We start from the raw sequence: 13,026 nt of genomic DNA, 5'->3' as shown, positions 1-13,026 counted from the left end.
TCGGTTGGCGAGTTATTCGATGGTTTCGATCACGCGGTTGTGATTCGTGTAGATACACATGTCGCCCGCGATCTCGAGCGATTTTTCGACGATCTCGCGCGGCGAGAGTTCGGTGTTCTCCACGAGCGCGCGGGCCGCGGCCTGCGCATACGCGCCGCCCGAACCGATCGCGCAGATGCCTTCCTCGGGGTCGAGCACGTCGCCGTTGCCGGTGATCACGAGCGTGGTGGTCGCGTCGGCGGCGATCAGCATGGCTTCGAGGCGGCGCAGCATGCGGTCGGTGCGCCAGTCCTTGGCGAGTTCGACGGCGGCGCGCGTGAGGTTGCCCTGATGCTTTTCGAGCTTGGCTTCGAAGCGGTCGAGCAGCGAGAACGCGTCGGCGGTGCCGCCGGCGAAGCCGACCATGACCTTGCCGCCGTAAATGCGCCGGACCTTCTTCGCGCCACCCTTCATGACGATGTTGCCGAGGGTGACCTGGCCGTCGCCGCCGAGCGCGACCTTGTCGCCGCGCCGCACGGATACGATCGTCGTGCCGTGAAATTGCTCCATGTGCGTTCCTTTTTACCGTTGATGCCGGGTTGGATGCGAAGGTGGTGTGCCTGCCGCTTTCGGGTGGGCGCCGCGGTACCCGCGCGCCGTGCACGCTGCGGGCGCCGCCGCCCTGAATCCGGGTGCGTCGCACGCGCTTCTCGCGCGCCGCGAGCGCATATCAGTTGCAGTTTAGGGCGGCGATGGGCATATCAAGGGCCGCGGGCGCAGAAAACGGCACGGCGGCGCGATCGCCGGTGTGGAACGGCGCGCGCAAAAGAAAAAAGCGCACGGGGCTCCGTGCGCTTCGACAGGGAAGGCAAGTCGCTAGCCGCGCAAGCAGGGCTTCGCGGCCAGAAAAAAGCTCAATCGCCGAACAGCTTCTGGCGCAGTTCGCGGCGCTCTTGCGCTTCGAGCGAGAGCGTGGCGGTCGGACGCGCGAGCAGACGCGGGATGCCGATCGGCTCGCCCGTTTCTTCGCACCAGCCGTAGTCGCCGGAATCGATGCGCGCGAGCGATTGCTGCACCTTCTTGAGCAGCTTGCGTTCGCGGTCGCGCGTACGCAGCTCGAGCGCATGCTCTTCTTCGATCGTCGCGCGGTCGGCCGGATCGGGAACGATCACGGTTTCGCGCAGATTCTCGGTGGTCTGGCCCGCATTGCGGAGGATTTCCGCCTGCAGCTGTTCGAGCCGGTTCTTGAAGAAGGCGAGCTGATCCTCGTTCATGTAATCCTTGTCGCCCATCTTCAGGATTTCGGCTTCGGTCAAGAGTCGTTTCGTCGTCATCTGGCTTGCTTCTTCAATGAGTGAGGCAAAACTGGCACATCTTGCCTGCACTTTTGTGTTGCCCGCAGTGGCCGCGGTGGCCGTTACCAACCTTTACCACTTTGCCAGGCGCAGTTACCGCGCCGTTATATGCGCGCTGGCGGGCACGGACGATGAACTGTCGTGACGCCCGAAGCGCCGCTGCGGGGCCGAACTCCTCTGGAAACCGGTCATCAGATGCTCCTGAGGCATATATCGTACCGACTGCGCGCTGCGACGCGATGCGCTGCCGGCGGGGTGTCCCTCGGCTGAATTCCGGGGCACCTCTCTTCCAGTGGGGCCGTATTGTAACCGAACCGCAAACTCGCGCCGCAAGCGGGAAATCCCTGCTGTGACCCGCCGGTCGCCAGGCCGTTTGCGAACCGGTCGATATCCAGAAAATATAACGCGCCAATCGTGAAAAAGCGATGGTCGGGTACGTTATTTGACGCACAGAACCAGAAGGAATTCTTTGCGCCGGCCGCAAACTTGGCTCGGCTCTCGCGTCGCAGTGCACAAACTCCAGACGAAAACGCCCGGCAGCGGGCCGGGCGTATCGGGAAAAGCGGGGAAGCCGGTCAGGCGAGGCAGGCGTCGAGCCCGTCGGTGATGAGGTCCTGCGGCAGCTCGATGCCGATGAACACCATCTTGCTGCCCTTCTTCTCGATCGGCAGCCACTTGGCGGCCAGGTCGCTGCCCATCATCTGGTGCACGCCCTGGAACACCACCTTGCGGTCCACGCCCTTCATGTAGAGCACGCCCTTGTAGCGCAGCAGGCGCTCGCCGTAGATCTGCAGGATGCCGCCGAGGAAGTCTTCGAGGCGGTTCGGATCGAACGGACGGTCGCTGCGGTAGACGAACGACTTGATCTTGTCGTCGTGGTGCGCGTGATGGTGGTGGCCGTGATCGTGGCCTTCGTGGCTGCACTGGCCGTGATCGTGGTCGCAATCGGCGTGGTCATGATCATGCGCGTGGTCATGGTCATGATCGTGATGCGCATGAGCGTGATCGTCTTCGGCGAGGAAGTCGGGGTCGATTTCGAGCTTGGCGTTCAGGTTGAAGCCGCGCAGGTCGAACACTTCCTTGATGTCGGCCTCGCCGAAATTGACCTGGCGGATCTGCGCCTTCGGGTTCATGTGCAGCACGCGATGGCGCAGGTCGGCGAGTTCATTCTCGTCGACGAGGTCGGCCTTCGTGATGAAGAGGCGGTCGGCGAAACCGACCTGGCGCTGCACCACTTCGTGCTCGTCGAGTTGATGGTTGCCGTGCTTGGCGTCCACGAGCGTGATGATCGCGTCGAGCAGGAATTCGTCGGCGATCTCGTTATCCATGAAGAAGGTCTGCGCGACCGGGCCCGGATTGGCGAGGCCGGTGGTTTCGATCACCACGCGGTCGAAGTCCAGCTTGCCGTCGCGCTTTTGCTGCGCGAGGTCGCCGAGCACGCGCGCGAGGTCGCCGCGAATCGTGCAGCAGATGCAGCCGTTGCTCATCTGGATGATCTGCTCGGTGCTGTCCTGCACGAGGATTTCGTTGTCGATGTTCTCTTCGCCGAACTCGTTCTCGATCACGGCGATCTTCATGCCGTGCTTCTCGTTCAGGATGCGCTTGAGCAGCGTGGTTTTGCCGCTGCCGAGAAAGCCGGTCAGGATGGTGACGGGAATCATGCTGGTTGCCATGCTGTCTGCCTGGTAGGTGTTCGAGGGGTACGTTCAGGCGCGCCGCTTCGTGCTGTCGCTGCCTTCGAGTGTTACAACATAACTTCCTATTGAAACATATCTGCGCCGCGCCCGCATGCGGCGGCCGGGCGCGAGGCCCAATCGGGGCGCGAACAGGCGGCCCGAAAGGCGTTCCGGCGCGTCGCCGAAAAGCCTCAAGTAAGGCCGCCTCAGGCGATTTGCAACAGCAGGCCCTTCAGATATTCGCCTTCCGGGAACGCCGTGAGCAGCGGGTGATCCACACCCGCGCCAAGGCGCTTGAGGATGCGCGCGTCCACCTTTGCGTCGGCGGCGGCGCCGGCCACGATCTTCTGGAACAGCGCCGAATCGATCGCACCCGAGCACGAGTACGTGAACAGCAGACCGCCCGGACGCAGCAGCTTGAAACCCGTGAGATTGATGTCCTTGTAGGCGCGCGCGGCGCGGTCCACGTGCTCGCGCGAGGCTGCGAACTTGGGCGGATCGAGCACCACGAGGTCGAAGCGCTCGCCATCGTCGTAGAGGCGGCGCAGCGTCTTGAAGGCGTCGGCATCGAGCCAGGCGGCGAGCGCGGCGTCGAAGCCGTTCGCCTCGACGTTCTTCTGCGCCGTGGCGAGCGCTTCGCCCGAGGAATCGATCGACACCACGCGTTTCGCACCGCCCTTCATGGCCGCGAGCGAGAAGCCGCCGGTGTAGCAGAAGCAGTTGAGCACCTCGCGCTCGCGCGCGTAGGTCTGCACGAGCGCGCGGTTGTCGCGCTGATCCACGTAGAAGCCGGTCTTGTGGCCGTTGCGCACGTCGACGTGATAGCGCACGCCGTTCTCGCTCGTGATGATCGTGGCGGGCGGTTCGTCGCCGGCGAGCAGGCCGGTGATCTGTTCGAGCCCTTCCTTTTCGCGGATCGACACGTCCGAGCGCTCGTACACGTTCGGGCAGCCGGTGGCCGACGTGAGCGCGGCGACGATCGCCTCCTTCCACGCCTCGACGCCCGCTGCCATGAACTGGCACACGAGTTGGCCGCGGCCGCTTTGCGCAACATCACCGCCGTCTTCGATGTAGTAATCGACGATCAGGCCGGGCAGGCCGTCGGCCTCGCCGAAGATCAGGCGCACCGCGCCCGTGCCGCTCACCATCGCGCGGCGGTCCGCCACGGCGCGCTGCACGCGCCGCTTGAAGAACGCGTGGTCGATCGGCTCGTTTTCGTCGAAGCTCCACACGCGCGCGCGGATCTGCGAATGCGGGCTGTAGGCGGCGCGCCCGAGAAAGCGGCCGTCGGCCGCGCGCACGATGACGGTCGCGCCTGGCGCGGGCTTGCCTTCCACGTGGTCGATCGCGTTTGCGTAGACCCACGGATGGCGGCGCAGCAGGGATTTTTCTTTGGACGGCTTGAGGGTGACGATATTCATGATGGCTTCGATGCTGGGGTAACGGCACTGCTATCGCGCAGCGTTGCGCGAGCGCCGTAGCGTATCAATCGCGCTTCTTGGCGCGCGGATGCGCGGTGTCGTAGACCTTCGCGAGATGCTGAAAGTCGAGCGACGTATAGACCTGGGTGGCCGAGATGCTCGCGTGGCCGAGCAGTTCCTGCACGGCGCGCAGGTCGCCGCTCGACTGCAGCAGATGCGTGGCGAACGAGTGCCGCAGCACGTGCGGGTGCACGTTCGCGGGAATGCCCGCCGCGATGGCGGCGCGCTTCACGCGCTCGCGCACCACGCCGGGCGCCATGCGGTTGCCGCGCACGGAGAGAAAGAGCGGGGCGTCGTCGTGCTTCACGAAGGCACTGCGGGCGGCGAGCCAGGCGTCGAGCGCGTCGAGCGCCTTGCGCCCGACCGGCACCATGCGGTGACGATTGCCCTTGCCCAGCACCTCGACTTCGGCGGCGTCGCGCTTGAGCCAGCCCGCCGATTCGTAGCCGTCGCGCTTCACGTAACGCACGTCGAGGCCCACGAGTTCGGCGAGGCGCAGCCCGGACGAGTAGAACAGCTCGAGCATCGCGCGGTCGCGCAGCGCCTCGGGGCGGCCTTCTTCCGTGCCAGCGACGGCCGGCGCTTCCATGAGATGCGCGGCGTCGTCGACGGAAAGCGCCTTCGGCAGCGTTTTGGCGCGCTTGGGTGCACGCACGGCGGCCACGGGATTCGCGTCCATCTCGATGCGCCCCGCGAGCCAGCGATAGAAGGCGCGCCAGGCCGAGAGCCGGTGCGCGATCGAGCGCGCCGAGAGGCCGCCCGCATGCGCGCGCGCCACCGCGCCGCGCACTTGCGCGGCGGTGACCGTTTCGAGCGGCTTGCCGTTGGCGAGCTTCTTCAGCTCGCCGAGTTCATGTGTGTAGCCGCGCAGCGTGTGCTCCGAGAGCCGCCGTTCGTGTTCGAGCATCGCGAGATAGTCGGCGATCGGATCGGTCGGGTTCACGTTGGGCGGCCTGGGCGGGTGTCAGTGCGGCAGCAGGCGCGAGAGCGCCGCGCTCGCCAGTGCACCGATCTGCGTGAGAAAGTCGGTGGCCATGCCTTCGTGGAAGCGGCGCGGGTCGGGCGAGCCCATCACCAGCAGGCCGAAGGCTTCGCCCACTGGCGCGTCGTTCGAGGCCACTGCGGGGGCGCGCAGTGCGATGATCGCAACCGATTCGGCGGCGCCGTCGCTCGAGTCGAGCCATTGTGCGGCCTCGAAGCCGGTGTTCGCGCCGCAATACGGCGTGTCGAGACTGTTCGCGAAGATGCGCACTTCCTCGCCGGTATGGCGTGCGAAGTCGGCCTGGCTGTAGGACTCGGCCACGTCCCACACGCGCAGCGCGGCTTGCGGCATGTCGAACACGTCGCGCAGGTTCTGCGTGATCGAGCGCGGCAGCGCGTACGGATCGCGCTCGGCGATCATGCGCGTGGTCCAGCGGTTGAACTTCGCGGCGATCGAATCGTTCTCGTGGCCGTAGCGCAGCAGCTCGGAGAGACGCCGCTCGAGATGCTTGTTCTTCTCGCGCAGCATTTCCATCTGGCGCTCCTGCAGCGAGACGGCAGCCTTGCCATGCGGATTGCCTAGCTTGATCGTCGCGAGCAGTTCGGCGTGCTCAACGAAAAAATCGGGGTGGGCGAGCAGATAGTCGGCAACTTCGCGATCGTTCATGTTGTGGACGCGTTGTAGTTGTGAGGCGCGCACGGCGGCGCGCGGTCTGTCATGCGGTGGATGGTTTTCGGGTATTCGTACAGCGCGACGTTCTCTCATTGCGCGCGCCGCACGAGGCCGATGGTGCGTGTCAGTCGGCCAGCTCGATCTCGCCTTCGAACACCGTGGCAGCCGGGCCCGCCATGGTGAGCGCGGCGGATTCGTCGCGCGCGCCGTCCCAGGCGATGGTCAGCAGGCCGCCGTGGGTATGCACCTTTACGGGCGTGTCGAGCAGCCCGCGGCGAATGCCCGCCGCCACGGCCGCGCATGCGCCCGTGCCGCACGCGAGCGTTTCGCCTGCGCCGCGCTCGAATACGCGCAGCTTCACTTCGTGGCGCGAAACGATCTGCATGAAACCGGCATTCACCTTGTTCGGGAAACGCGCATGCGTTTCGATGACCGCGCCTTCGGCCTTCACCGGGTACGCCTCGACGTCGTCCACGACCTGCACCGCGTGCGGGTTGCCCATCGAGACGACCGACACCCAGCGCCGGGCGCCGTTCACGTCGAGCGGCCAGAGCGTGTCGTTGCCTTCGCGGCGGCCTTCGAGGCCGTTCGCGTTGAACGGCACGAGTGCCGGTTCGAACTCGGGGCGGTCCATGTCGACGACGACTTCACCGTTTTCCTGCACGACGAGCGTGATCGTGCCCTTCTGCACCTGCACGCGCACGCGGTTCGAAGCGGTGAGCTTGCGGTCGCGCACGAATTTCACGAAGCAGCGCGCGCCGTTGCCGCAATGCTCGACCTCGCCGCCGTCGCAATTGAAGATGCGATAGCGGAAGTCCACGCCTTCGACGGTCGGCTTCTCGACCAGCAGCAACTGATCCGCGCCGATGCCGAAGTGGCGGTCGGCGAGCGCGCGCACGCGCTCGGGCGTGAGCGCGAGGTCCTGGCTGTAGCCGTCGAGCACGACGAAGTCGTTGCCCGCGCCGTGCATCTTGGTGAATTTGAGTTTCATGCCGTCATTGTAAGCGAGGCCCGGGCGAAAACCCGGGCCTCGATCGTGTGCGCGAAGTTCAGTTATAGACGCTCGGCTCGCCTGGCGGCCGCGTCTTGAAGCGCTTGTGGACCCAGTAGTACTGCTCGGGAATGTGCGGAATCTGTTCTTCGAGGAAGGCGTTCATGCGGCGCGCGTCGAGATCGTCGTCGCCGGTCGGATAATTTTCCCAAGGTTTGAACACTTTCAGCCGATAACCCTTGTAATTGGGCAACACCTCGCCGATGAACGGTACCACCTGCGCATGACCCACCTTCGCCAGACGTCCCACCGCCGTGAGCGTGCACGCCGGCACGCCGAAGAAGGGCACGAACGTGGAATTGCGCATGCCGTAGTCCATGTCGGCGCCGAGCATCACGGGTTTTTTGTCGCGCAGCCAGCGCAGCACGGCGCGCGCGCTGTCCGCGCGGCTCACCATTTCCGCGCCGAAACGGCTGCGTCCCGCCTTGGCCGCGGCTTCGAACTCGGGGTTCGAGAACGGCTGGTAGAGCGAGCCGCAGGGCCGGTGCAGCGAGTAGTTCAGAAACATGGAGCCCGCCTCGATGCCCACGAAGTGCAGGCCGAGAAAGAGCGTCGGCGGCAGGTTCGGATCGGTGAGATCGATCTCGCTGTCGAGCTCGACGATTTTTTCGAGCTTCTGCGCCGAGGCGAACCATTGCACGCTGCGCTCCATATAGCTGCGAATCGCATGACGGAAGTGCAGCCCCGCCACTTCCTCGCGCTTTTCGTCGCTCCACTCGGGGAAGCACAGGCGCAGATTCGTATGAACGACGCGCTTGCGCCGGCTCGGGATCTGGTAGAGCAGCCAGCCGAGGCCGTCGCCCAGACGCGCGACGAAGCCATAGGGCAGGATCGCAAACAGCTTGAGCAGGCCGATGGCGAAACGGGAGCCGAGTTTGCCTATCATGCGGCAACTCCGCGGCAGGGCTTGCGAACTGTGGAAGGGGCGATGGGCGGCACGCGGGGGAGACTCTGCGACAATTTAAGGAAGTCGCTATAATAAGTGCTTCGCCGAGTTAATAGACAACTTGCGGGGCGAAGCCGGTGGGCTGTGAACTACGCGTGATCGAACGCGAATCATGGCAACCGGGCAGCAATTCCGCTAAAGCGTCGCCGCTTCAAAGCTCCCGAAGCTGGCTACGTGAACTCAACCGTCACCAGCTACAAGGAGCTAGACACGTGGCAAACGACTATTTCTTCACCTCCGAATCCGTCTCCGAAGGCCATCCGGACAAGGTCGCCGACCAGATCTCGGACGCGATCCTCGACGCCATCCTCACGCAGGACAAGTACTCGCGCGTTGCAGCGGAAACGCTGTGCAACACGGGTCTCGTCGTGCTGGCCGGTGAAATCACCACGACGGCCAACGTCGACTACATCCAGGTCGCGCGCGACACCATCAAGCGCATCGGCTACGACAACACCGACTACGGCATCGACTACCGCGGCTGCGCGGTGCTCGTCGCCTACGACAAGCAGTCGCCGGACATCGCCCAGGGCGTGGACCGCGCGCACGACAACAACCTCGACCAGGGCGCCGGCGACCAGGGCTTGATGTTCGGCTATGCGTGCGACGAAACGCCCGAACTGATGCCGCTGCCGATCCACCTGTCGCACCGTCTGGTCGAGCGCCAGTCGAACCTGCGCCGCGACGGCCGTCTGCCGTGGCTGCGTCCGGATGCGAAGTCGCAGGTCACGATTCGCTACGTCGACGGCCGGCCGCACGCCATCGACACCGTCGTGCTCTCCACCCAGCACTCGCCGGACATCGACCTCGGCACGCTGCGCGAAGCCGTGATCGAAGAAGTCATCAAGCCGGTGCTGCCGTCCGAGCTGATCAAGGGCGACATCAAGTTCCTCGTGAACCCGACCGGTCGCTTCGTGATCGGCGGCCCGCAGGGCGATTGCGGTCTCACGGGCCGCAAGATCATCGTCGATACGTACGGCGGCGCAGCCCCGCACGGCGGCGGTGCGTTCTCGGGCAAGGATCCGTCGAAGGTGGACCGCTCGGCAGCCTACGCTGGCCGCTACGTCGCGAAGAACATCGTGGCCGCCGGCCTTGCGTCGCGCTGCCTGATCCAGGTGTCGTACGCCATCGGCGTGGCCGAGCCGACCTCGGTCATGGTCAACACGTTCGGCACCGGCAAGGTTTCGGACGCGACCATCACGAAGCTCGTGCGCGAACACTTCGACCTGCGTCCGAAGGGCATCATCCAGATGCTCGACCTGCTGCGCCCGATCTACGAAAAGACCGCCGCCTACGGCCACTTCGGCCGCGAAGAGCCGGAATTCTCGTGGGAAGCGACCGACAAGGCGCTGGTTCTGGCCGAAGCCGCCGGCACGGAGCCGGTGAGCGCAGCCGTCGCGTAAGCATTTGCAAGAGCCGGCCTCACGCCGGCTTGAGTCAAGAAAGCGAAGAAAAACCCCGCAGGGCGCAAGCCCGTGCGGGGTTTTTTTGTTTTCTGCGGATTGCGCGGAGCGGACCGCGCGCGTCTCAGCGCATCGCGAAACCGAACCAGCCTGTGCTGCTCGCGCCCATACGGCGCGGCTTGCGCGTGCTGCGCGTCACGTGAACCGTGGACGGCGCGGCGAGCGTGCGCAGCGGCGCATTCGGACGATAGAGCAGCGTGCGCAGCGAGAAGTGGCGCGCGCCCGAGCGCATGCGCAGCACGGCGAAGAACGAGTGGAACCAGGTGCGCATGCCGTCGACGGGCTTCGCTTCGCGCACTTGTTGCGTGAGCGCGCGGGTGCGGGCGGCATGGTGTCGCAGTGCGCGCACCAGGTGACGGCGGGCGGGGCGTGCCGCTTTCAGCGCGGTGTGGGCGGCGTGGGTCATGCGTTGAGTATTGAAGAGGGTATGCATGGCGGTTGAGCAATCGGTTCGAGGTGCGCCTTGCGCGACGCTATGCGTCGAGCAGCAAACGTGCCTGTCTTCCAGGGCGTCACGATCTCGGTGGACGGGAGACGGGCCGCATGGCGCGGCGTAGGACGCGACGCGACGGATTCTTCTGTTGGAGCACCTTGTGGGCAAGGCGTTCACGGCGATCCGTCCGTGCGATGAGAATTCGGTGAAGTCAAACAACATCGCGACAGGCTACACGCGAATCATGACGGCAGAAAGTCCGTTAATACCCGGCCCTGCGCGTCTTTGATGCATGCGATCCCGCCCTTTGTCTTCATCGCGGTGCGCGCGCGCCATTCGCGTGCGGCTCGATGCGCGGCGCGCATGGAGCCACCTCGTGTGAGCGCGTGGTCCTTCCCGCTGTGCCGGCACGCTTTACAATCGATGAAGTCGGCGCGCGCCGACGCCGCACGCTTGTCGTTTGACGAAGCGGCGAACGCAGGCTGCGGCCCTTGCTCGCATCGAGATCGCATAACGGAAGTCCCATGTCAGTCCAGTCAAAGAAAGAACAGGTGCAGGCGCTGCGCGAGCGCGGCTTCGTGGTCGTGCCGGGGCTCGTCTCGCCCGAGCGCTGCGAGGCGATCAAGCGGGTTGCTCAGGAGCAGTTGCAGGCGGCTGCCGCGCCGCTCGAATTCGAAGCCGATCTGCGCTACCCCGGCGCGCCCGAATCGAAGCACGCTCCCGGCGGCCATACGGTGCGGCGCCTGCTCGACGCGTACTCGCGCCACGCGCTGTATCGCGAGTGGGCGACTTCGCCGGAGATCGCGGGGTGGATGGAACTGTATTTCGGCGAGGAGCCGGTCCTGTCGTGCGCGCATCACAACTGCATGATGACGAAGCACCCGCACTACGGCAGCCTGACGGGCTGGCACCGCGACGTGCGCTACTGGTCGTTCGAGCGCGACGACCTCGTGTCGGTCTGGCTCGCGCTCGGGCCGGAGAAGATGGAAAACGGCGGCCTGTGGTTCGTGCCGGGCTCGCACGACGCGCCGTTCACCTCGGACAAGTTCGACGCCGCCAAATTCTTCCGCGCCGACCTGCCCGAGAACAAGGTGTGGATCGACCGCGCCATTGCCCCGACGCTCGCCGCCGGCGACGTGGTGTTCTTCCACTGCAACACGCTGCATTCGGCGGGGCAGAACCAGAGCGATCAGGTGAAGTTTTCGCTCGTGTACACCTATCACGGCGCGAGCAACGTGCCGCTGCCGGGCACGCGCTCGGCGTCGAAGCCCGAGGTGAAGTTCTGAGCCGACGCTGCCGTGCTGGCGCCTAGCGCCGGCGCCCCGACATCGCGAGCCCGGTGATGCCCGCGAGCGTCGCGGCGATGCCGCCCCCGATCAGGAGGATCGTGCGGTTGGTGGGCGCGCCGGTAAACAGGCGCGACATGTCGTTCGCGAACGAATGGAGCGACTGGCCGCCGAAGTACAACAGCACGACGCCACAGGCGATGAGCGCGATCGAAATCGCTTTGGCCATGAACAACCTCTCGCAAAGGATGGACGCCGCAGTGTAGGCGAGTGGCCGCGGCGCGTCCAGGGTGCGGTTTTTGCGCCAGCCTGACACGCGCGCCCCATCGCCTTTCCCGCATAGTGGGCATCTGCACGCCTTGGGCGGATTGGCTAACATAGCTGCCTCACGCGAGCGGTGCGCCCCACGGCGCATCGCGCCCATCTTTTCGCTCACTTCCCGTTTTCGCCGAGGATTCAGACCATGGCTTACGAAGCAGCCTCAGAACGCTATTCGGACATGCAGTACCGCTTTTGCGGCAAGTCGGGGCTCAAGCTGCCCGCGCTGTCGCTCGGTCTGTGGCACAACTTCGGCGACACCACGCCGATCTCGACCCAGCGCGACATCCTGCGCACCGCGTTCGATCTCGGCATCACGCACTTCGATCTCGCGAACAACTACGGCCCGCCGTACGGCAGCGCCGAAACCAACTTCGGCCGTATTTTCAAGGACGATTTCCGTCCTTACCGCGACGAACTGCTGATCTCGTCGAAGGCCGGCTGGGACATGTGGCCGGGTCCGTACGGCCAGGGCGGCGGCTCGCGCAAGTACGTGCTCGCGAGCCTCGACCAGAGCCTGCAGCGCATGGGCCTCGACTACGTCGACATCTTCTATTCGCACCGCTTCGACGTGGAAACGCCGCTCGAAGAAACGGCGGGCGCGCTGGCCACGGCCGTGCAGCAGGGCAAGGCGCTCTATGTTGGCATCTCGTCGTATTCGCCCGCGAAGACGCGCGAAATGGCCCGGCTCCTCGCCGAATACAAGGTGCCGCTGCTCATTCACCAGCCATCGTACAACATGCTCAACCGCTGGGTCGAGGAAGAACTGCTCGACACGCTCGAGGACCTGGGCACGGGCAGCATCGCGTTCACGCCGCTCGCGCAGGGTGTGCTCACGAACAAGTACCTGAACGGCGTGCCCGAAGACGCGCGCGTGAACCGCCCGGGCGGCGGCTCGCTCAAGAGCGAGCACCTGAGCGCCCAGAACATCGAGCACGTGCGCAAGCTCAACGACCTCGCGCTGCGCCGCGGCCAGAGCCTCGCGCAGATGGCGATCGCGTGGACGCTGCGCGGCGGCCGCGTGACCTCGGCGCTGATCGGCGCGAGCCGCGCGGAGCAGGTACGCGAGAACGTCGCGGCGCTGAAGAACCTCGAGTTTTCGAAGGAAGAACTCGCGGAGATCGACCGCTATGCGACCGAAGGCGGCGTGAACCTGTGGGAGAAGCCGTCGACCGATCAGCCCATCTGAGCGGCACGCTTCTGCCTGCTTCCCGGCGCAAAGAACCGCCTCCTCGCGAGGCGGTTTTTTATGCGCGAACGATCGGGCGCACATCGGCCACGGCCGCGCGGCGCGCGGTTCTTCGCTTTGTCATGTGGCCCTGCTAACGTCGCGGCAGCCTTTGCCGCGAGGAATCACCATGGAGTTCTTGAGCGCCGAAACTGA

At 65.4% G+C, this 13,026-nt stretch carries 13 protein-coding genes; 3 read left to right on the top strand and 10 right to left on the bottom strand.

The window, feature by feature from the left end; genetic code table 11:
- Positions 1–12: 12 nt before the first annotated feature.
- From hslV to AB4Y40_RS21100, 8 genes are all read right to left on the bottom strand, one after another.
- Positions 13–549, bottom strand: a complete 537-nt coding sequence (gene hslV / locus AB4Y40_RS21135; protein WP_238465739.1) for an ATP-dependent protease subunit HslV — start codon at positions 547–549, stop codon at positions 13–15.
- Between the two features lie 344 nt (positions 550–893).
- Positions 894–1,313 carry an RNA polymerase-binding protein DksA gene (dksA, locus tag AB4Y40_RS21130; RefSeq protein ID WP_322031516.1) on the bottom strand — a complete coding sequence of 140 codons (420 nt, stop codon included), beginning with the start codon at positions 1,311–1,313 and terminating at the stop codon, positions 894–896.
- Between the two features lie 596 nt (positions 1,314–1,909).
- Positions 1,910–2,995, bottom strand: a complete 1,086-nt coding sequence (locus AB4Y40_RS21125; RefSeq protein WP_368689580.1) for a GTP-binding protein — start codon at positions 2,993–2,995, stop codon at positions 1,910–1,912.
- A gap of 221 nt (positions 2,996–3,216) precedes the next feature.
- The gene (locus AB4Y40_RS21120) at positions 3,217–4,431 is read right to left on the bottom strand and encodes a class I SAM-dependent rRNA methyltransferase (protein ID WP_368689434.1); all 1,215 of its coding nucleotides are present in this window, start codon (positions 4,429–4,431) and stop codon (positions 3,217–3,219) included.
- Between the two features lie 64 nt (positions 4,432–4,495).
- Positions 4,496–5,398, bottom strand: a complete 903-nt coding sequence (gene xerC / locus AB4Y40_RS21115) for a tyrosine recombinase XerC (RefSeq protein WP_368689579.1) — start codon at positions 5,396–5,398, stop codon at positions 4,496–4,498.
- A gap of 57 nt (positions 5,399–5,455) precedes the next feature.
- Positions 5,456–6,139: a DUF484 family protein gene (locus AB4Y40_RS21110; RefSeq protein WP_368689433.1), complete on the bottom strand. Its 684-nt coding sequence runs from the start codon at positions 6,137–6,139 to the stop codon at positions 5,456–5,458.
- 130 nt (positions 6,140–6,269) lie between these two features.
- Positions 6,270–7,136 carry a diaminopimelate epimerase gene (gene dapF, locus AB4Y40_RS21105; protein ID WP_368689432.1) on the bottom strand — a complete coding sequence of 289 codons (867 nt, stop codon included), beginning with the start codon at positions 7,134–7,136 and terminating at the stop codon, positions 6,270–6,272.
- A 58-nt stretch (positions 7,137–7,194) separates the two neighbouring features.
- Positions 7,195–8,082 carry a lipid A biosynthesis lauroyl acyltransferase gene (locus AB4Y40_RS21100; RefSeq protein ID WP_368689431.1) on the bottom strand — a complete coding sequence of 296 codons (888 nt, stop codon included), beginning with the start codon at positions 8,080–8,082 and terminating at the stop codon, positions 7,195–7,197.
- Between the two features lie 272 nt (positions 8,083–8,354).
- Here AB4Y40_RS21100 and metK point away from each other — a divergent pair, with 272 nt between their 5' ends.
- The gene (gene metK, locus AB4Y40_RS21095) at positions 8,355–9,545 is read left to right on the top strand and encodes a methionine adenosyltransferase (RefSeq protein ID WP_368689430.1); all 1,191 of its coding nucleotides are present in this window, start codon (positions 8,355–8,357) and stop codon (positions 9,543–9,545) included.
- A gap of 124 nt (positions 9,546–9,669) precedes the next feature.
- Here the strand turns inward: metK and AB4Y40_RS21090 are convergent, their stop codons facing one another.
- Positions 9,670–10,038, bottom strand: a complete 369-nt coding sequence (locus tag AB4Y40_RS21090) for a hypothetical protein (protein WP_368689429.1) — start codon at positions 10,036–10,038, stop codon at positions 9,670–9,672.
- A gap of 524 nt (positions 10,039–10,562) precedes the next feature.
- On the opposite strand from AB4Y40_RS21090, the gene AB4Y40_RS21085 reads away from it, so the two are divergent.
- Positions 10,563–11,324 (top strand): phytanoyl-CoA dioxygenase family protein, encoded by a 762-nt coding sequence (locus AB4Y40_RS21085; protein WP_368689428.1) that lies wholly within the window; start codon positions 10,563–10,565, stop codon positions 11,322–11,324.
- A 22-nt stretch (positions 11,325–11,346) separates the two neighbouring features.
- Here AB4Y40_RS21085 and AB4Y40_RS21080 read toward each other — a convergent pair whose 3' ends face one another.
- The gene (locus AB4Y40_RS21080) at positions 11,347–11,553 is read right to left on the bottom strand and encodes a DUF3185 family protein (protein WP_069264683.1); all 207 of its coding nucleotides are present in this window, start codon (positions 11,551–11,553) and stop codon (positions 11,347–11,349) included.
- A 234-nt stretch (positions 11,554–11,787) separates the two neighbouring features.
- On the opposite strand from AB4Y40_RS21080, the gene mgrA reads away from it, so the two are divergent.
- Complete coding sequence (mgrA, locus tag AB4Y40_RS21075) at positions 11,788–12,831, top strand: L-glyceraldehyde 3-phosphate reductase (protein WP_368689427.1); 1,044 nt, start codon at positions 11,788–11,790, stop codon at positions 12,829–12,831.
- Positions 12,832–13,026: the final 195 nt, after the last annotated feature.

The sequence above is a fragment of the Paraburkholderia sp. EG287B genome, from assembly GCF_040965595.1.
Lineage (GTDB): Bacteria > Pseudomonadota > Gammaproteobacteria > Burkholderiales > Burkholderiaceae > Paraburkholderia.
Note: the sequence above shows the minus strand (reverse complement) of the source record. Positions and strands in the feature narration are given on the sequence as shown.

Excerpts from the sequence above, each read along its gene's own strand:
- hslV (WP_238465739.1), bottom strand. The coding sequence starts at position 549 with ATGGAGCAATTTCACGGCACGACGATCGTATCCGTGCGGCGCGGCGAC.
- dksA (WP_322031516.1), bottom strand. The coding sequence starts at position 1,313 with ATGACGACGAAACGACTCTTGACCGAAGCCGAAATCCTGAAGATGGGC.
- AB4Y40_RS21125 (WP_368689580.1), bottom strand. The coding sequence starts at position 2,995 with ATGATTCCCGTCACCATCCTGACCGGCTTTCTCGGCAGCGGCAAAACC.
- AB4Y40_RS21120 (WP_368689434.1), bottom strand. The coding sequence starts at position 4,431 with ATGAATATCGTCACCCTCAAGCCGTCCAAAGAAAAATCCCTGCTGCGC.
- xerC (WP_368689579.1), bottom strand. The coding sequence starts at position 5,398 with ATGCTCGAACACGAACGGCGGCTCTCGGAGCACACGCTGCGCGGCTAC.
- AB4Y40_RS21110 (WP_368689433.1), bottom strand. The coding sequence starts at position 6,139 with ATGAACGATCGCGAAGTTGCCGACTATCTGCTCGCCCACCCCGATTTT.
- dapF (WP_368689432.1), bottom strand. The coding sequence starts at position 7,136 with ATGAAACTCAAATTCACCAAGATGCACGGCGCGGGCAACGACTTCGTC.
- AB4Y40_RS21100 (WP_368689431.1), bottom strand. The coding sequence starts at position 8,082 with ATGATAGGCAAACTCGGCTCCCGTTTCGCCATCGGCCTGCTCAAGCTG.
- AB4Y40_RS21090 (WP_368689429.1), bottom strand. The coding sequence starts at position 10,038 with ATGCATACCCTCTTCAATACTCAACGCATGACCCACGCCGCCCACACC.
- AB4Y40_RS21085 (WP_368689428.1), top strand. The coding sequence starts at position 10,563 with ATGTCAGTCCAGTCAAAGAAAGAACAGGTGCAGGCGCTGCGCGAGCGC.
- AB4Y40_RS21080 (WP_069264683.1), bottom strand. The coding sequence starts at position 11,553 with ATGGCCAAAGCGATTTCGATCGCGCTCATCGCCTGTGGCGTCGTGCTG.
- mgrA (WP_368689427.1), top strand. The coding sequence starts at position 11,788 with ATGGCTTACGAAGCAGCCTCAGAACGCTATTCGGACATGCAGTACCGC.